This window comes from Kosakonia sp. R1.Fl, assembly GCF_023516815.1.
GTDB lineage: Bacteria > Pseudomonadota > Gammaproteobacteria > Enterobacterales > Enterobacteriaceae > Kosakonia.
On sequence record NZ_JAMGSQ010000001.1, the window covers coordinates 2,072,947 to 2,090,623 of the forward strand.

General features: G+C 55.2%; 16 protein-coding genes and 1 riboswitch. Of the genes, 7 read left to right on the forward strand and 9 right to left on the reverse strand.

Annotated features, from left to right (window positions below):
- Positions 1–104 precede the first annotated feature (104 nt).
- A complete protein-coding gene (locus tag M8Q36_RS09645) occupies positions 105–875 on the forward strand; it encodes a DedA family protein (protein ID WP_249880738.1) in 771 nt (256 codons plus the stop codon).
- Here the strand turns inward: M8Q36_RS09645 and thiQ are convergent.
- The 4 genes from thiQ to sgrR all read right to left on the reverse strand — a co-directional run bounded on the left by thiQ (position 869) and on the right by sgrR (position 5,946).
- The gene (gene thiQ, locus M8Q36_RS09650) at positions 869–1,570 is read right to left on the reverse strand and encodes a thiamine ABC transporter ATP-binding protein ThiQ (RefSeq protein ID WP_249880739.1); all 702 of its coding nucleotides are present in this window, start codon (positions 1,568–1,570) and stop codon (positions 869–871) included. The two genes, M8Q36_RS09645 and thiQ, sit on opposite strands and share 7 nt — an antisense overlap.
- A complete protein-coding gene (thiP, locus tag M8Q36_RS09655) occupies positions 1,554–3,164 on the reverse strand; it encodes a thiamine/thiamine pyrophosphate ABC transporter permease ThiP (protein ID WP_249880740.1) in 1,611 nt (536 codons plus the stop codon). Before thiP ends, thiQ begins: the two co-directional genes overlap by 17 nt.
- Positions 3,140–4,123 carry a thiamine ABC transporter substrate binding subunit gene (gene thiB / locus M8Q36_RS09660; protein WP_249880741.1) on the reverse strand — a complete coding sequence of 328 codons (984 nt, stop codon included), beginning with the start codon at positions 4,121–4,123 and terminating at the stop codon, positions 3,140–3,142. Before thiB ends, thiP begins: the two co-directional genes overlap by 25 nt.
- Positions 4,124–4,153: 30 nt before the next feature.
- Positions 4,154–4,254, reverse strand: a riboswitch (TPP riboswitch).
- Positions 4,255–4,290: 36 nt separating this feature from the next.
- On the reverse strand, positions 4,291–5,946 hold the full coding sequence (gene sgrR / locus M8Q36_RS09665; protein WP_249880742.1) for an HTH-type transcriptional regulator SgrR: 1,656 nt from the start codon (positions 5,944–5,946) through the stop codon (positions 4,291–4,293).
- A gap of 87 nt (positions 5,947–6,033) precedes the next feature.
- Here sgrR and sgrT point away from each other — a divergent pair, with 87 nt between their 5' ends.
- Together sgrT and M8Q36_RS09675 are read left to right on the forward strand one after the other, a co-directional pair.
- Positions 6,034–6,186: a glucose uptake inhibitor SgrT gene (sgrT, locus tag M8Q36_RS09670; RefSeq protein ID WP_200552670.1), complete on the forward strand. Its 153-nt coding sequence runs from the start codon at positions 6,034–6,036 to the stop codon at positions 6,184–6,186.
- 144 nt (positions 6,187–6,330) lie between these two features.
- A complete protein-coding gene (locus tag M8Q36_RS09675) occupies positions 6,331–7,509 on the forward strand; it encodes a sugar efflux transporter (RefSeq protein WP_249880743.1) in 1,179 nt (392 codons plus the stop codon).
- Between the two features lie 35 nt (positions 7,510–7,544).
- On the opposite strand, the gene leuD is transcribed toward M8Q36_RS09675, so the two are convergent.
- The 5 genes from leuD to leuL all read right to left on the reverse strand — a co-directional run bounded on the left by leuD (position 7,545) and on the right by leuL (position 12,403).
- Positions 7,545–8,150, reverse strand: a complete 606-nt coding sequence (gene leuD, locus M8Q36_RS09680) for a 3-isopropylmalate dehydratase small subunit (RefSeq protein WP_249880744.1) — start codon at positions 8,148–8,150, stop codon at positions 7,545–7,547.
- Positions 8,151–8,161: 11 nt separating this feature from the next.
- On the reverse strand, positions 8,162–9,559 hold the full coding sequence (gene leuC, locus M8Q36_RS09685; RefSeq protein WP_020456533.1) for a 3-isopropylmalate dehydratase large subunit: 1,398 nt from the start codon (positions 9,557–9,559) through the stop codon (positions 8,162–8,164).
- A gap of 2 nt (positions 9,560–9,561) precedes the next feature.
- Complete coding sequence (leuB, locus tag M8Q36_RS09690) at positions 9,562–10,653, reverse strand: 3-isopropylmalate dehydrogenase (protein WP_249880745.1); 1,092 nt, start codon at positions 10,651–10,653, stop codon at positions 9,562–9,564.
- Positions 10,653–12,224, reverse strand: a complete 1,572-nt coding sequence (leuA, locus tag M8Q36_RS09695; protein WP_249880746.1) for a 2-isopropylmalate synthase — start codon at positions 12,222–12,224, stop codon at positions 10,653–10,655. The genes leuB and leuA overlap by 1 nt, the downstream gene beginning before the upstream one ends.
- Before the next feature lie 92 nt (positions 12,225–12,316).
- Entirely contained in the window at positions 12,317–12,403 is an 87-nt protein-coding gene (gene leuL / locus M8Q36_RS25585) for a leu operon leader peptide (RefSeq protein WP_110093646.1), read from the reverse strand.
- A gap of 473 nt (positions 12,404–12,876) precedes the next feature.
- Here leuL and leuO point away from each other — a divergent pair, with 473 nt between their 5' ends.
- The 4 genes from leuO to cra all read left to right on the forward strand — a co-directional run bounded on the left by leuO (position 12,877) and on the right by cra (position 17,627).
- On the forward strand, positions 12,877–13,839 hold the full coding sequence (leuO, locus tag M8Q36_RS09700; RefSeq protein ID WP_249882747.1) for a transcriptional regulator LeuO: 963 nt from the start codon (positions 12,877–12,879) through the stop codon (positions 13,837–13,839).
- 387 nt (positions 13,840–14,226) lie between these two features.
- On the forward strand, positions 14,227–15,951 hold the full coding sequence (ilvI, locus tag M8Q36_RS09705; protein WP_065369306.1) for an acetolactate synthase 3 large subunit: 1,725 nt from the start codon (positions 14,227–14,229) through the stop codon (positions 15,949–15,951).
- Between the two features lie 2 nt (positions 15,952–15,953).
- Complete coding sequence (ilvN, locus tag M8Q36_RS09710; RefSeq protein ID WP_007373137.1) at positions 15,954–16,445, forward strand: acetolactate synthase small subunit; 492 nt, start codon at positions 15,954–15,956, stop codon at positions 16,443–16,445.
- Between the two features lie 177 nt (positions 16,446–16,622).
- Positions 16,623–17,627, forward strand: coding sequence for a catabolite repressor/activator (cra, locus tag M8Q36_RS09715; protein ID WP_017457918.1), 1,005 nt, complete (start codon positions 16,623–16,625; stop codon positions 17,625–17,627).
- Positions 17,628–17,677: the final 50 nt, after the last annotated feature.

Sequence of the window (17,677 nt, forward strand, 5' to 3'; positions counted from 1 at the left end):
GTTCTGCAATGTGACATAACCGGTAAAATTTTCAGATAATTGAAAGCTTGACGCTCGCGGATGACCTCCGGAGAATCCAGCGTTCATTCTGAACAGGACACCTCATGGAAGCGTTGCTGGAACACTTTATTACCCAATCCGCCATGTATTCGCTGGCGGCGATCATGCTGGTGGCGTTTTTTGAGTCGCTGGCGTTAGTCGGGCTGATTTTACCCGGCACGGTAATGATGGCGGCGCTCGGCGCGCTGATCGGCAGCGGTGAAGTGAACTTCTGGCATGCGTGGCTGGCGGGGATTGTTGGCTGCCTGCTCGGCGACTGGATCTCTTTCTGGCTGGGCTGGCGTTTTAAGGGGCCGCTGCACCGCTGGTCGTTTATGAAAAAGAACAAAGCGCTGCTCGATAAAACCGAACACGCGCTGCATCAGCACAGCGTATTTACCATTCTGGTTGGCCGTTTTGTCGGGCCGACGCGCCCACTGATCCCAATGGTTGCCGGCATGTTGGATCTGCCCATCCGCAAGTTTTTGCCGCCGAATATTGTTGGCTGCCTGCTGTGGCCGCCGTTCTACTTCCTGCCCGGTATTCTGGCCGGTGCGGTAATTGATATCCCCGCCGATATGCAAAGCGGCAACTTCAAATGGCTGTTGTTGCTGACCGCGCTGCTGCTGTGGCTGGCCTGCTGGTTGTGCTGGCGGTTGTGGCGTGCGGGAAAAGCTGGCGTCGATCGTTTGACAAACTACCTGCCACGTCGCCGCCTGTTATGGCTGGCACCGGGCACGCTGGTGGTCGCTGTCGCTGCGGCGATCGCGCTGGCGCAGCACCCGCTGATGCCGATTTACCTCAACATTTTAGGCGACGTTGTTCGCGGTCACTGACCGCGAATCCCCAGCAAACCAGACGCGGACGATTTGCCGCTGAGCAGCGCGTCCGTGTCACCATCCCACGCAATGCGCCCGTCAGCAATCACCAGCGAACGTTCGGCAATCCGCGCTGCATCCTCCACACTGTGCGACACCATCAGCAGCGTTAACCGCTGTCGTTGACATACTGACTGTACCAGCGCGAGCATCTCCTGGCGCAGCGCCGGGTCGAGTGCGGAAAAGGGTTCATCAAGCAATAACACCGGCTGCTCACGCACCAGGCAGCGCGCCAGCGCCACGCGCTGACGCTGACCACCGGAAAGCTGCTCCGGCAGGCGCGCCAGCAGTGATTCCAGCCCCATCGTTTCGGCGATCTGCTCAAGTTTATGCTGCTGGTCGCTATTTAGCTTCAGGCCCGGGTTTAAGCCCAGCCCGATGTTTTGCCGCACAGTAAGATGAGTAAAGAGGTTATTTTCCTGAAACAGCATCGATACCGGGCGCTGCGAGGGCGTCGTGTGTGTGTGATCTTCGCCCGCGATGGTGATTGTGCCGCTGGCGGGAGTAAGAAACCCGGCTACCAGGTTCAGCAGCGTGCTTTTTCCCGCGCCGCTTGGGCCGAGAACGGCAATCTGCTCGCCCTGGGTAACTGAGAGGGAAAAGCGCATTGGCAGATGGTGATAAAGCCAGGTGACATCAGTCAGTCTTAGCATGGCGGCCCGGAAGTTTTTCAATCACGGTGAATAAGAAAAAGCACAGCAGCAGCAAGATGAGCGCGGTCACCGCGCCGTCCTGGCTGCGGTACGACCCAATCTGCTGATAGAGATAAAACGGCAGCGTGCGAAAGTCGTCATTACCAAATAACGCCACCACGCCGAAATCGCCAATCGACAGCACACAGGCAAACGCCAGCGCCTGGGCCAGCGGGCGTTTCAGCGCGCGTAATTCGACCACGCGCAGGCGCTGAAAACCCCGCATTCCCAGCGACTGGCACAGCATGCTGTAGCGGGAAGCCAGATCGCGCATCGGGTTTTCCAGCACTTTCAGCGCATAAGGAATGGCCATCAGCGCATTGGTGAAAATGACGATGCCATCGGCGGAAGCGGGCAGGCCAACGCTGTTATTGAGCAGCAGAAAGAAGCCGGTCGCCAGCACGATCCCAGGCATCGCGAGGATCAACATACCGCTGATTTCCAGCACTTGCCCGGCCATAATTTGCTGGCGCGCGCGTAATTCCCGGCTGCTCCACAACAACATCATGGTCAGCACAACGCACAATAGCCCTGCGCCCAGTGCGATGCGCAGTGATGTCCACACCGCTTGCCACAGGACTGGCTCCGCCAGCACTTTCATCAGGCTCAGATTGAGGCCATCGACAATCACTGCCAGCAGCGGCGGCAGCAGTAATAACAGAGCCAGCACAATCAATGTGATATCCGCGACCTTGCTGAACAGCCGATCCTCCGGGTTGCGCCAGCCAGTAATCTGATGGCTGCCCACGGCGATCGCTTTGCTCATCCGCTGGCTGAGCAGCACCAGCCCGAGGCAGCAGATCATCTGGATCAGCGCCAGCATGGCCGCGCGGGCGGGATCAAAATCGAAGCTGAGCGCCTGGTAGATGGCCAGTTCAATGGTGGTGGCCTGCGGCCCGCCGCCCAGCGACAGCACGGTGGCGAAACTGGCGAAGCAGAGCATAAAAATCAGCGCGGCGACCGGCGGGATCTGGCGGCGTAACCACGGCCATTCGACAAAACGGAAGAATGCCCAGCCGCGCATACCCAGTTGTGCGGCAAGCTGGCGCTGCTCGCCGGGGATCTGCTCCAGCGTTTGCAGCAGCAGGCGCGAGGCCATCGGCAAATTAAAAAAGACGTGTGCCAGCAAAATTCCCTGTAAGCCATATGGCGAGAATGTCCACTCCAGACCAAGCGTGTGCCAGAGCGTTGCCAGCCAGCCCTGGCGGCCATACACACTGAGAATGCCGAACACGGCGACCAGCACCGGCAGGATCAGCGTCATGGCGCACAGGCGCAGCAAGGCGAGACGGCCAGGAAAACGCCGCCGGTAGAGCGCGCGGGCAAGAAATATCGCCGGTACGACCGAGAGCAGCGCGGAGAGAAACGCTTGCCAGAAGGAGAAGCGCACCACATGCCACAGGTAGCTGTCCTGGAAAAAATCAGCCAGCCCGCTGAACGGGGCGTTTTGCCACAGCGCAAGAAAGGCTGCCAGCGCCACCGCCACCATCAACGTGGCGGCGGTGAGACCGGGCAGCAGCCAGCCAGCAATCAGCGGCTGACGGCGCGTTGCCATGCATTAATCCAGGTTGCACGCTGGGACGCGACCTCCTGCGAAGCGTATTCCAGCGAGGTTTGCGGTTTCACCAGTTGGTCGAAGCCCGCGGGCAGCGTCACATTGGTGACCGGGTACATCCAGTTACCGCCCGGGATAGTGTTCTGGAACGCGGGCGAAACCATAAACTTGAGGAATTTTTCCGCCAGTTCCGGCTGTTTACTGGCAGCGGTGCGGGCGGCAACTTCTACCTGCAAATAGTGGCCTTCGCTGAAATTCGCCGCCGCGTAGTTATCTTTCTTCTCGGCAATAATGTGGTAAGCCGGAGAAGTGGTATAGCTCAGTACCAGGTCGCTTTCCCCTTTCAGGAACAGGCCGTAGGCTTCGCTCCAGCCTTTGGTGACGGTGACCGTTTTGGCCGCCAGTTTCTGCCACGCTTGCGGGGCGTTGTCGCCATAGACTTTCTGCATCCACAGTAGCAGGCCGAGGCCTGGCGTGCTGGTGCGCGGATCTTCGTAAATAACGCGCCATTTCTGATCGCTTTCGACCAGCTCTTTCAGGCTTTTTGGCGGGTTTTTCAGTTTGTTTTTATCGTAGACAAACGCGAACCAGCCGTAGTCGAACGGTACAAAAGTATCGTTCTTCCAGCCGCCAGGCACGTTAACCGCCTCGGTAGCGACGCCGCTTTTGGCGAACAGTTTGGTTTGTGTCGCGGCTTCCAGCAGGTTGTTATCCAGCCCCAGCACCACGTCGGCTTTGCTGTTTTTGCCTTCCATGCGCAGGCGGTTAAGCAGCGAAACGCCATCTTCCAGCGCCACGAATTTCAGCTCGCAGTTGCAGTCGCTTTCAAAGGCTTTTTTTACCGCAGGTCCTGGCCCCCAGTCGGCAGAGAAGGAGTCGTAGGTGTAAACGGTCAGAACGGGTTTTGCAAAAACAGGCGCTGCGATCAGCAGCAGGAACGGCAGTGATTTTTTTAACACTTTGCACCTCAAAATGGGTGGCAAAGGATTTTGAGAGTCAGCCTCAAATCCCTTCGCCGGCGTTATCCGGATCAGGTTCGACGGGTATTTTCTCAGCACACGCGCATGGCGCAGCACCCCGTTGAGAACGCCGCTATTGTAATGATTTGGTAAAAAATGCGAAAGCCTTATGGATCCGGTGGCGCAAACCAGGCGGATTTAAAGTCGAACCAGCCCAGCGTGTTCATGCGCAGCCCGCGCATGGTGCGCTGTCCCTGAATCCTCAGCCAGTGGTGGATCAACGGTACGATGGCTTTACTGGCGAGCAACTGCTGCGACCAGACGGCAAGATTCATCTCCCCGTTGCGCCATTTTGCGGCATCTGCCTGCCAGTCGAGCGGAATACAGTGCTGTAGCAGCGGCACTTCGTAGAGGTTAGCGAACACCGAGAAATCCAGCGGCAGCGTGAAATTGGCGCTGTTGAGCCAGATATCGCTTTCAGCTTCGCCCCGATGCCACTCCTCGTAATCCACTTCCTGCACGATGAGCTTCACGCCGTGTTCGGCCAGCAGCGTGCTCATGGTGCGTGAAAGCGCCTCGTGTTCATTGTGTTCACGGTAGAAGGTGATGGTGAGCGTTTCCAGACCGGCCGGTTTCTCACCGCCGCCGGGGCGCGCATGGTGCCAGCGCGGCAGCAGACCGTAAGCCGGGAACCAGTAGCGTTGGTACTGCTCATTGGCGTGCCACAGCAGATTAGTGGGGGAGAGCACATGGCTGACCCACTCCCTGACCGCCGGATTCGCGCCGCGGCTGGATCGTGCATCAAACAGCAGGTAATAACAGCCCTCTTCGAGGCGGCTTTCCACCGCTTTTTCGCCGTCTGTTGGCCCCTCAAGCGTCAGGCCGCTGGTCGGTTCATCGCTCAGATCCGGCAACACCCAGACGTTGACTTCATCGATCAAGGCGCGAAAGCCGAAGTAGTCATCAAAGGCGTGGATTTTTAGCTGGTTAGTGGTATTGCGCGTCACGGCGTAAGGGCCGGTACCAATCGGCTGGCTGGCGAAGTTGCTTATCGTGTTCCATTCACGCGGCAAAATCATTGCTGGCACATGACCCATCAACCACGGCAGCCAGTTATCCGGCTGGCTGAGATGAATATCCAGCGTCCAGGGCGTCGGCGAGAGCACTTCGCGGATATGCGAGTAGAGCGGCAGGACCGTAGCGCGCTCCAGCGATGCAATTACATCGCTCATTTCCAGCTCGCGGCCATGGTGAAAATGAATGCCGGGGCGTAAATAAAATCGCCAGTGCAAAGGGGAAATCAGCTTCCAGTGGTGGGCGATATCCGCTTCCAGTTCCCCGTTTTCCTCATTTATGCGCGTCAGGGCACTGAAGATTTGTCGCGCTATATGGGTTTCGGAACGACGCAATGCGCTTCCTGGCAGCAGGTTACGCAGTGGCCGGTAGTAAAGCACCCGCAGAATATGTCGCCCCTGGCGAAAACTGCGGCCGAGATGCGAAACCAGCATCTGGCGTACGGCCTTTTTATCGCCGACCAGTTGCACCAGTTGATCGATGCGATCCTGCTCCAGCAGGTCTTCGGCGCGCTGTTGCTGGAGCGCAAGGCCGGTATAAAGGAAGGTGAGGCGTGAACGTTTGCCGCGGCCGGCTTCCGCATCCCATGTCAGCCAGCCGCGCGCCTGCATGGTGTTAAGCAAGGTACGCATATGGCGGCGCGAGCAGCTAAGCAGCTCCGCCAGCTCGTTGAGCGTGGTTTCTTGTGACTTCCCATCGCAGCATTGCCACAGACGGATGAACTGTTGTTGCAGGCGGCCGGACGACATAAAAGGGGAACTCCTGATGAAAACTCAGCAATTTATTTATCCCTATATTAAGCCAATACTTCTCTGCGATGAAAGCGAGGAGGTCATATGCTGGGATCATCCATACGACGGTTTTATCTGGACTATTTTCATGCCACGCAGGATGCGGGCTGGCTCGCCCGCCTGAGCGCACGGCAGCGCCTGAAAATGCTGGAAGAGCTGATGCAGTGGGAAGTGACAACGCCGGTCTCGAAGGACTGAATCGCCGACATCATGTGTGACTGAGTATTCAGTGCGAATGCACCCGCCAGCAAAACGTTTTTTGCTGGCTTTTTTCGTTTATGCTGGCAGCCGCCTTTTACGCTTTACACTTTCACTTTTTCCCGTTTTAACAAGGAAACATTCATGCTCTGGTTAATGACGATGGGACGCCGCCTGAATGGCGTTTACGTCGCTTTTATGATCGTCGCCTTTATGATGGGAGTCGCCGGAGCGCTACAGGCACCGACGCTCAGCCTGTTTCTGAGCCGGGAAGTGGGCGCTGAGCCGTTCTGGGTCGGGCTGTTTTATACCGTCAACGCCATTGCCGGGATCGCTGTCAGCCTTGGGCTGGCAAAACGATCCGACAACCAGGGCGACAGGCGCAAGTTGATCCTCTTTTGTTGCCTGATGGCGGTGGGCAATGCGCTGTTATTCGCCTTTAACCGCCACTATCTGACGCTTATCACCTGCGGTGTGCTGCTGGCGTCGCTGGCAAATACCGCCATGCCGCAGCTTTTCGCGCTGGCGCGTGAGTATGCGGACAGTTCTGCACGTGAAGTGGTGATGTTCAGTTCTGTCATGCGCGCGCAACTCTCGCTGGCGTGGGTGATTGGCCCGCCGCTGGCGTTTATGCTGGCGCTTAATTATGGCTTTACCGCCATGTTTTCCATCGCCGCCGGGATTTTCGTTATCAGCCTGGTGCTGGTGGCGTTCTGGCTGCCTTCGGTAGCGCGTGTTGAACAACCTGCCGACGTGGCGGTGACGCAGGTCAGCGGTTGGAGCGATAAAAATGTACGCATGCTGTTTATTGCTTCCACGCTGATGTGGACCTGCAACACCATGTACATCATTGATATGCCGCTGTGGATTAGCCTGGAATTAGGGCTACCCGACAAACTGGCCGGGATTTTAATGGGCACGGCGGCAGGGCTGGAGATCCCGGCGATGATCCTGGCGGGCTTTTTGGTCAAACGCATCGGTAAAAGGCGCATGATGGTCACCGCGGTTGCCGCGGGTGTGCTGTTCTACATCGGCCTGATTTTTTTCCACAGCCAGGCGGCGTTACTTTCCCTGCAACTGTTTAATGCGGTGTTTATCGGCATTATCGCCGGGATTGGCATGTTGTGGTTTCAGGATCTGATGCCAGGGCGGGCTGGTTCGGCGACAACGCTATTTACCAACAGTATTTCGACCGGCGTGATCCTGGCCGGGGTGATCCAGGGCGCGCTGGCGCAAAGCTATGGTCACGGCGCGGTTTATATCGGCATTGCGGTGATTTCGGTGGTGACGCTGTGGCTGACCAGCCGCGTTAAAGACGTATAAACGTAAAAAGGCCCGGAAACCGGGCCTGTTGTTGGTTAGCGCATAAACGCGGGCTGTTTGTTTTCGTAAGCGGCGATGGCATCGTCGTGTTGTAACGTCAGACCGATGCTGTCCAGACCGTTCAGCATGCAGTGGCGGCGGAAGGCGTCAATCGAGAAGCTGTAAGACTTCCCGCCCGCTTTCACCACTTGCGCTTGCAGATCCACCTCAAAGGTAATGCCCGGATTGCTCTGCACCAGCGTAAAGAGCTCATCCACTTCGTGATCGCTCAATGTTACCGGCAGCAGCTGGTTGTTAAAGCTGTTGCCGTAAAAGATGTCGGCGAAACTTGGCGCAATCACCACTTTGAAACCGTAATCGGTCAACGCCCACGGCGCGTGTTCACGTGACGAACCGCAGCCAAAGTTTTCCCGCGCCAGCAAAATCGATGCGCCTTTGTATTGCGGGAAGTTCAGCACGAACTCCGGGTTCGGCTGTTGGCCTTTGTCATCCAGAAAACGCCAGTCGTTAAACAGATGGGCACCAAAACCGGTGCGCGTTACCTTCTGCAAAAACTGCTTCGGGATAATGGCGTCGGTATCCACATTCGCGGCATCCAGCGGAACGACCAGGCCGGTATGTTGGGTAAATTTCTCTGCCATGGTTGTTCTCCTTACAAGCTGCGAATATCAGCGAAATGGCCGGTCACGGCGGCGGCAGCAGCCATCGCCGGGCTGACCAGATGCGTGCGCCCGCCGCGACCCTGGCGGCCTTCAAAGTTACGGTTACTGGTCGATGCGCAACGTTCACCCGGATTCAGGCGATCGTTATTCATGGCCAGGCACATGGAGCAGCCCGGCAAGCGCCACTCAAAACCGGCTTCAATAAAAATTTTGTCCAGACCTTCGGCTTCCGCCTGCGCTTTCACCGGACCGGAGCCTGGCACAACCAGCGCCTGTACGCCCGGCGCGACTTTGCGCCCTTTGGCGATTTCCGCCGCTGCGCGCAGATCTTCAATGCGCGAGTTGGTGCAGGAGCCGATAAAGACTTTATCGATAGCCACTTCCGTTAACGGTACACCAGGTTTCAGCCCCATGTAGGCCAGCGCTTTTTCTGCGGAAGCGCGCTCAACCGGATCGGCGAACGAGGCCGGATCGGGAATGATATCGGTCACTGAAATAACCTGACCCGGGTTGGTGCCCCAGGTTACCTGCGGGGCGATCTCTTCGGCCTGCAACGTAACTACGGTGTCGAAAACCGCACCTTCGTCGGTATGCAGGGTTTTCCAGTAGGCCACCGCATCATCGAAGTCTTTGCCCTTCGGCGCATGCAAACGACCTTTCACGTAGTTAAAGGTGGTTTCATCCGGGGCGACCAGACCGGCTTTGGCACCCATCTCAATCGCCATATTGCACAGCGTCATACGGCCTTCCATGCTCAGCGCACGGATGGCGTCACCGCAGAACTCAACCACGTGCCCGGTGCCGCCGGCGCTGCCGGTTTTACCAATGATCGCCAGCACGATATCTTTCGCGGTGATCCCTGGTGCGGCCGTGCCTTTAACTTCGATCTTCATAGTTTTGGCGCGACCCTGCTTCAGGGTTTGCGTCGCCAGAACGTGTTCCACTTCCGATGTCCCGATACCGAAAGCCAGCGCGCCAAATGCGCCGTGGGTGGCGGTGTGGGAATCGCCGCAAACGATGGTCATGCCCGGCAGGGTGATACCCTGTTCCGGCCCCATTACGTGGACGATGCCCTGATACGGATGGTTCAGGTCATACAGCTCAACGCCGAATTCGTTGCAGTTTTTGATCAACTCCTGCATCTGAATGCGCGCCATCTCGCCGGAAGCGTTGATATCTTTGGTTTGTGTCGAGACGTTGTGATCCATCGTCGCGAAGGTTTTACCCGGCTGGCGCACCGGACGGTGGTGCGCGCGCAGCCCATCGAACGCCTGCGGTGATGTCACTTCATGCACCAGATGGCGGTCGATATACAACAGTGGTGTTTCGTTCGGTGCTTCATAGACCACATGGGCGTCAAACAACTTTTCGTACAAACTCTTAGCCATGATTACACCCCTTCGGCGACATAACGAGCGATGATGTCGCCCATCTCATCGGTACTGACAGCGGCGGCGCCACGGGCTAAGTCACCGGTACGCACACCTTCTTCTAATGCACGATTGATAGCGCCTTCGATAGCGTCCGCCGCGTCGCCTGCATTCAGGCTGTAACGCAGCAGCAGCGCCAGCGACAGGATCTGCGCAATCGGGTTGGCGATATTTTTCCCGGCAATATCCGGCGCGGAGCCACCTGCCGGTTCATACAGACCAAAACCTTGTTCGTTCAGGCTGGCGGAAGGCAGCATGCCCATCGAACCGGTGATCATGGCGCACTCGTCGGAAAGAATGTCGCCGAACAGGTTGGAGCACAGCAGCACGTCAAACTGGGACGGATCTTTAATCAGCTGCATGGTGGCGTTGTCGATATACATATGCGCCAGTTCAACGTCCGGGTATTCCCCCGCGATTTCATTGACGATTTCGCGCCACAGCAGCGAGGTTTGCAGCACGTTGGCTTTATCAATCGAGTGCACTTTTTTGCGGCGTTTGCGCGCTGATTCAAAGGCGATACGCGCAATGCGCTCGATTTCAAAACGGTGATAGATCTCGGTATCAAATGCTTTTTCATACTGGCCGCTACCTTCGCGGCCTTTCGGTTGACCGAAGTAGATGCCGCCGGTCAGTTCACGCACGCACAGAATGTCGAAACCGTTGGCGGCGATGTCTTCGCGCAGCGGACAAAATGCTTCCAGCCCCTGATACAGTTTTGCCGGACGCAAATTACTGAACAGTTTGAAGTGTTTACGCAGCGGCAGCAGCGCGCCGCGCTCCGGCTGTTGCGCCGGGGGCAGGTTTTCCCATTTCGGGCCGCCGACGGAGCCGAACAGAATCGCATCGGCTTGTTCACAGCCTTCAACCGTGGCCTGTGGCAGCGGATTACCGTGACGATCGATGGCGATGCCGCCGACATCATAATGGCTGGTTGAAATACGCATACCAAAACGGTTACGTACGGCTTCCAGAACTTTCAGCGCTTGTGCCATTACTTCCGGACCGATACCGTCACCCGGCAACACAGCAATATGGTAATTCTTCGACATCACACGGTTTCCTTGTTGTTTTCTTTGTTCTGAGCCTGGCGTTGCAACTCTTTTTCGACTTCGGCGGCGCGCCAGATGTTGTTCAGCACGTGCACCATGGCTTTGGCGGAAGACTCCACAATATCGGTCGCCAGACCGACACCGTGGAAGCGGCGACCGTTGTAGTTCACCACGATATCAACCTGACCCAGCGCGTCTTTGCCCTGGCCTTTGGCGCTCAAATCGTATTTCACCAGTTCGATGTCATAGGCCGTCACGCGGTTAATGGCCTGGTAGACCGCATCGACCGGGCCGTTGCCGTTGGCGGCTTCGGCTTTGATCTCTTCGCCACAGGCCAGCTTCACAGACGCGGTGGCGATATCGTTGGAGCCGGACTGCACGCTGAAGTAGTCCAGGCGGAAGTGTTCTGGCTCTTCCTGTTGTTTATTAATGAATGCCAACGCTTCCAGATCGTAATCAAAGACCTGGCCTTTTTTATCCGCCAGCTTCAGGAAAGCGTCGTACAGATTATCCAGGTTGTAGTCGGCTTCTTTGTAGCCCATCTCTTCCATGCGGTGTTTCACCGCCGCGCGCCCGGAGCGGGAGGTCAGGTTCAACTGAACCTGATTCAGACCGATAGATTCCGGGGTCATGATTTCGTAGTTTTCGCGGTTTTTCAGCACACCATCCTGGTGAATACCGGAGGAGTGGGCGAATGCGCCGGTGCCAACAATCGCTTTGTTCGCCGGAATCGGCATATTGCAAATCTGGCTGACGGTCTGGCTGGTGCGCCAGATTTCATGGTGATTAATTTGCGTGTGCACGTTCATGATGTCTTTGCGCACTTTGATTGCCATGATCACCTCTTCCAGCGAGCAGTTACCGGCGCGTTCGCCGATACCGTTCATTGCGCCTTCTACCTGGCGCGCACCGGCGTGTACTGCGGCGATGGCGTTGCCCACGGCTAAGCCTAAGTCGTCATGGGTATGAACAGAGATAATGGCTTTATCGATGTTCGGGACGCGCTCGTACAGCCCGGAGATGATATTGGCGAACTCGAACGGCATGGTGTAGCCGACGGTATCCGGGATGTTGATGGTTTTCGCACCGGCATTGATGGCGGCTTCAACGACGCGCGCCAAATCGTCGATCGGCGTGCGGCCAGCATCTTCACAGGAAAATTCCACGTCGTCGGTATAGTTACGGGCGCGTTTAACCATATAGATTGCACGTTCGATCACTTCATCCAGCGTGCTGCGCAGTTTAGTGGCGATATGCATCGGCGAGGTGGCGATGAAGGTGTGGATACGAAACGCTTCGGCAACTTTTAATGATTCCGCGGCAACGTCGATATCTTTTTCGACGCAGCGGGCGAGGGCGCAAACGCGGCTGTTTTTCACCTGGCGCGCAATGGTTTGTACGGATTCAAAATCGCCCGGGGAAGAGACCGGAAAACCCACTTCCATCACATCAACGCCCATACGCTCCAGCGCCAGGGCGATTTGCAGCTTCTCTTTTACGCTCAGGCTCGCCTGTAACGCCTGTTCACCATCACGTAATGTGGTATCGAAAATAACGACTTGCTGGCTCATGGTTTAGGTCCTTGTCTCTTAGGTCGCCTCGCTACGAGCATAAAAAAACCCGCGCCAAGGCGCGGGTTCTTAGTCTTAACTGGAAGGACGATTCAACTCAGAATGTCGCCCACCGGTCTACCGCGCACGAGAGATGCGTTTAGTAGTAGTAGACCAGCGAAACCGACGTTGCGAATCATGAATCATGCTCCAGGTGAATGCGATATGCTTTTAGTGGTACTGGATACGTAAGTTAATGTCAACCCCTCGTCTGAAAAGCGCGTCTGAAGAGCGCTGATTATTTTGTTGCGCTTTAGTTAATAATTCTGCCTGTGTAACGAAAATGCGTTTTTCATGCTTACGAATGACCGTGTGTATCTGGCGTAATGCATTATTTAACGTCTTGCGTAAAAGCGAAGTGAATCGTCGATTGATTTGTTAAGAAAAAAAGCGATAGGGATATATTTTTATTGAGATTACAGAATGTTTGCCAGCGTAAAAATATATGAAGCGCTCCATTGATTTACGATGAAATAGTAAATTTCATTCGCCATGAAAATAAAACAGGAGCTTTATATATTCCTAATTTGTCAAACCGTACTTCTAATAATGCTATATGCGTGATAAATCATCTTCCTGAATATTATTATTACGCAGGTCGAGGGAGCTCATGATGACGACGGATTGCAAAATACCTGGCGAAGACGTTTATAATCAGCACATTAATGAAGAGGGGAAACCACAGTTACGTTCTGTCGATCTCAATTTACTGACTGTTTTTGATGCAGTAATGCAGGAGCAAAATATCACCCGCGCGGCACATGCTCTGGGAATGTCCCAGCCCGCAGTGAGTAATGCTGTTGCGCGCCTTAAAGTCATGTTTAATGACGAACTTTTTGTTCGCTATGGTCGTGGGATCCAGCCAACGGCGCGTTCGTATCAACTTTTTGGTTCTATCCGCCAGGCGCTGCAACTAGTGCAAAATGAACTGCCCGGTTCCGGATTCGATCCGCTTAGTAGTGAACGCGTATTTAATCTTTGTGTTTGTAGCCCGCTGGATAATCTTTTAACCTCAGCAATTTACAACAGCGTGGAGAAAATCGCCCCCGGTATTAATTTGGTGTTTAAATCCGATCTTAATCACAGCACCGAGCACCAGTTGCGTTATCAGGAAATTGAGTTTGTGATTGGTTACGAAGAGTTTCGCCGACCGGAATTTTCATGTATCCCGCTATTTAATGATGAAATGGTGCTGGTCGTCAGCCATCAGCATCCCCGCCTTAATACGCTCACCACAGAAAACGCCGTCTTCAGAGAACAGCATGCGGTGGTTTCGCTGGACCGATATGCGTCATTTAGCCAGCCATGGTATGACAGCGTAGATAAACGCAGTTGTATCGCTTACCAGGGAATGGCGCTGACCAGCGTATTAAGCGTGGTCTCGCAAACACATCTGGTGGCGATTGCACCGCGCTGGTTAGTGAAGACATTTGCGGAAGGGCTGGATTTAGAGATGCTGCCGCTACCGTTAGATCTCAAGAGTCGAACATGTTATCTCTCCTGGCACGAAGCCGCGGGCAGAGATAAGGGCCATCAATGGATGGAAGAGCTTCTGGTATCGGTATGTAGCCATTAACCATAGGGCAGAATCATCCAGCGGTGAAAATGCCTGGTTATTCTGCTCCGCTTTTTTCTGGCAGTATTTTGTCCTGATTTACGTCTGTCGCAATGACAGACGATGTTGCAAAAATGGATCAATTACTGGACAACTTCGTATTCGGATGATGAATTGTCATCGTCTTTACTTATCACAGATGTTTCTACCAATTCTCAGTTTTTGACGTCGTTTTTTCACTTTTGTACAGGGTTCGCCGTCAGGGCTTGCTAATTGCCTGCCAGATTTTGAGCGGTTATGGTAACTGCCATTCATAATCAGAGTGCAGGGATTTCCTGTTCTGAACAGAGCGACAGCGCGGAAATGATTTTCGCCGTCAGTCGACAAACGTAAGCCTGGAGGCAAAGCATGGAGATGTTGTCTGGAGCCGAGATGGTCGTCCGATCGCTTATCGATCAAGGCGTAAAGAAAGTATTCGGCTATCCCGGAGGCGCGGTTCTTGATATCTACGATGCCCTGCATACCGTCGGCGGTATTGAACACGTGCTGGTTCGCCACGAACAGGCGGCAGTACATATGGCCGATGGTCTGGCACGCGCGACGGGTGAAGTGGGCGTGGTGCTGGTAACTTCGGGCCCCGGCGCGACCAACGCCATCACCGGCATCGCCACGGCGTATATGGATTCTATTCCGCTGGTGGTGCTCTCCGGTCAGGTTGCAACGTCGCTGATTGGCTATGATGCCTTCCAGGAGTGCGACATGGTGGGGATCTCCCGCCCGGTGGTTAAGCACAGTTTTTTAGTCAAGCAAACGGAAGATATTCCCGGTGTATTAAAGAAAGCGTTCTGGCTTGCCGCCAGCGGTCGCCCTGGACCGGTAGTGGTGGATTTGCCGAAAGACATTATGAACCCGGCCAATAAGCTGCCTTACGTCTGGCCGGAATCCGTCAGCATGCGTTCCTATAACCCGACAACGCAGGGACATAAAGGTCAGATTAAGCGCGCCTTACAAACGCTGGCGGCGGCGAAAAAGCCGGTGGTCTATGTGGGCGGTGGCGCGATCAATTCTGCCTGCGAAGCGCAGCTACGCCAGCTTGCTGAAAAACTGAATTTACCGGTGGTCTCTTCATTGATGGGGCTGGGCGCATTTCCTGCTTCCCACCGTCAGGCGCTCGGCATGCTGGGTATGCACGGGACTTACGAAGCCAATATGACGATGCACCATTCAGACGTCATCTTTGCCGTTGGCGTGCGTTTTGACGATCGCACCACCAACAATCTGGCGAAATATTGCCCGGATGCGACGGTGCTGCATATTGATATCGATCCCACGTCCATTTCCAAAACCGTGCAGGCAGATATTCCAATTGTGGGCGATGCGCGGCTGGTGCTGGAACAGATGCTGGAATTGCTGGAGCAGGAAGCGTATCCGCAGCCGTTAGATGAGATTCGCGACTGGTGGCTGCGTATCGATCAATGGCGCGCCCGCCAGTGCCTGAAATACGATACCCAAAGTGAGAGCATTAAACCGCAGGCGGTGATTGAAGCGGCCTGGCGCCTGACGAAAGGCGAGGCTTACGTGACATCTGATGTCGGCCAGCACCAGATGTTCGCTGCGCTCTACTACCGTTTTGATAAGCCGCGCCGCTGGATCAACTCCGGGGGGCTCGGCACGATGGGATTCGGTTTGCCTGCGGCGCTCGGCGTGAAGATGGCGTTGCCGGATGAGACGGTGATTTGCGTGACCGGCGATGGCAGTATCCAGATGAACATTCAGGAGCTTTCTACCGCATTACAGTATGAATTGCCGGTGCTGGTGCTCAATCTGAACAACCGTTACCTGGGCATGGTGAAGCAGTGGCAGGACATGATTTATTCTGGTCGCCATTCGCAATCGTATATGGAATCGTTGCCTGATTTCGCCCGCCTGGCGGAAGCTTATGGGCACGTTGGGATCCGCATTACGCGCCCGGATGAGCTGGAAGCGAAGCTCGCTGAAGCACTGGAGCAGGTGAAGAACAATCGCCTGGTGTTTGTTGACGTTACCGTTGACGGTAGTGAACACGTTTATCCGATGCAGATCCGCGGTGGCGGTATGGATGAGATGTGGTTAAGCAAAACGGAGAGAACCTGATTATGCGCCGGATATTGTCTGTATTACTGGAAAATGAATCGGGCGCGTTATCGCGCGTGATTGGTCTGTTCTCTCAGCGCGGTTACAACATTGAAAGCCTGACGGTTGCGCCAACCGATGATCCGACGTTATCAAGAATGACTATTCAGACCGTTGGCGATCAGAAGGTGCTCGAGCAGATCGAAAAGCAACTGCACAAACTGGTCGATGTTCTGCGCGTCAATGAATTGGGGCAAGGCGCGTATGTTGAGCGCGAGATTATGCTGGTGAAGATCCAGGCTAGCGGCTACGGGCGCGAAGAGGTGAAACGCAACGCGGAAATTTTCCGTGGGCAGATCATCGACGTTACCCCTTCTATTTATACGGTTCAGCTTGCCGGCACCAGCGACAAACTGGATGCGTTTCTGGCGACGATCCGCGATGTCGCAAAAATCGTTGAAGTCGCGCGGTCTGGCGTGGTGGGATTGTCGCGTGGTGACAAAATCATGCGTTGATCGTGATCGTTCTCTCCATTTATCCGCCCGGCCTCTTACGCCGGGCTTTTTTTTGCGAAATCATACGGAACCCGATACGAAAGCGGTTGCCGCAGTGAGTATTCTGCGCTTAGATGTTATGGAAATTAGCCTATATCCCTAAAAAGGTTATGGAGTGCACTATTTTAAGGGGCAATTGTGAAACTGGATGAAATCGCCCGGCTAGCCGGCGTCTCACGAACCACGGCCAGCTACGTCATAAATGGTAAGGCGAAGCAGTATCGTGTCAGCGACAAAACCGTCGAGAAAGTGATGGCGGTTGTTCGTGAGCATAACTACCACCCGAACGCGGTGGCGGCTGGGCTGCGAGCAGGACGAACTCGCTCGATTGGGTTGGTTATCCCCGATCTTGAAAACACGAGCTACACGCGTATTGCCAACTATCTGGAGCGCCAGGCGCGTCAGCGCGGCTATCAGCTTCTGATTGCCTGCTCTGAAGATCAGCCTGACAACGAAATGCGTTGTATTGAACATTTGCTGCAACGGCAAGTGGACGCGATCATCGTGTCTACTTCGTTGCCGCCGGAGCATCCGTTCTACCAACGGTGGGCGAATGACTCCTTCCCGATCGTCGCACTCGATCGCGCGCTGGATCGTGAACACTTCACCAGCGTCGTCGGTGCCGATCAGGATGATTCGGAAATGTTAGCGGAAGAGCTGCGTAAATTCCCGGCGGAGCGTGTGCTTTACCTTGGCGCTTTACCGGAACTGTCGGTGAGTTTCCTGCGTGAGCAGGGCTTTCGCACCGCGTGGAAAGACGATCCGCGTGAGGTTCAGTATCTCTACGCCAACAGTTATGAGCGGGAAGCCGCTGCGCAGCTGTTTGAAAAATGGCTGGAAACCAACCCGATGCCGCAAGCGATGTTTATCACCTCGTTTGCCTTATTGCAGGGGGTGCTGGATGTGACGTTACGTCGCGACGGCAAGCTGCCATCTGATTTGGCGATTGCCACCTTCGGCGATCATGAATTGCTGGATTTCCTGCAATGCCCGGTGCTCGCGGTGGCGCAGCGTCATCGCGATGTGGCCGAACGCGTGCTGGAGATTGTGCTGGCAAGCCTTGATGAGCCACGCAAACCGAAAGCGGGGCTTAGTCGTATTCGCCGTAATCTTTACCGTCGCGGCATACTTAGTCGGGTATAGTTTCGGATGAAAGGCAGCGACAGCTGCCTTTTTACTATTCATCTCTCACC

Coding starts and splice junctions, on each gene's coding strand:
- ilvI (WP_065369306.1), top strand. CDS start 14,227: ATGGAGATGTTGTCTGGAGCCGAGATGGTCGTCCGATCGCTTATCGAT.
- leuL (WP_110093646.1), bottom strand. CDS start 12,403: ATGATTCGCAACGTCGGTTTCGCTGGTCTACTACTACTAAACGCATCT.
- sgrR (WP_249880742.1), bottom strand. CDS start 5,946: ATGTCGTCCGGCCGCCTGCAACAACAGTTCATCCGTCTGTGGCAATGC.
- leuC (WP_020456533.1), bottom strand. CDS start 9,559: ATGGCTAAGAGTTTGTACGAAAAGTTGTTTGACGCCCATGTGGTCTAT.
- sgrT (WP_200552670.1), top strand. CDS start 6,034: ATGCTGGGATCATCCATACGACGGTTTTATCTGGACTATTTTCATGCC.
- M8Q36_RS09645 (WP_249880738.1), top strand. CDS start 105: ATGGAAGCGTTGCTGGAACACTTTATTACCCAATCCGCCATGTATTCG.
- M8Q36_RS09675 (WP_249880743.1), top strand. CDS start 6,331: ATGCTCTGGTTAATGACGATGGGACGCCGCCTGAATGGCGTTTACGTC.
- leuD (WP_249880744.1), bottom strand. CDS start 8,150: ATGGCAGAGAAATTTACCCAACATACCGGCCTGGTCGTTCCGCTGGAT.
- thiQ (WP_249880739.1), bottom strand. CDS start 1,570: ATGCTAAGACTGACTGATGTCACCTGGCTTTATCACCATCTGCCAATG.
- ilvN (WP_007373137.1), top strand. CDS start 15,954: ATGCGCCGGATATTGTCTGTATTACTGGAAAATGAATCGGGCGCGTTA.
- leuB (WP_249880745.1), bottom strand. CDS start 10,653: ATGTCGAAGAATTACCATATTGCTGTGTTGCCGGGTGACGGTATCGGT.
- thiP (WP_249880740.1), bottom strand. CDS start 3,164: ATGGCAACGCGCCGTCAGCCGCTGATTGCTGGCTGGCTGCTGCCCGGT.
- leuO (WP_249882747.1), top strand. CDS start 12,877: ATGACGACGGATTGCAAAATACCTGGCGAAGACGTTTATAATCAGCAC.
- leuA (WP_249880746.1), bottom strand. CDS start 12,224: ATGAGCCAGCAAGTCGTTATTTTCGATACCACATTACGTGATGGTGAA.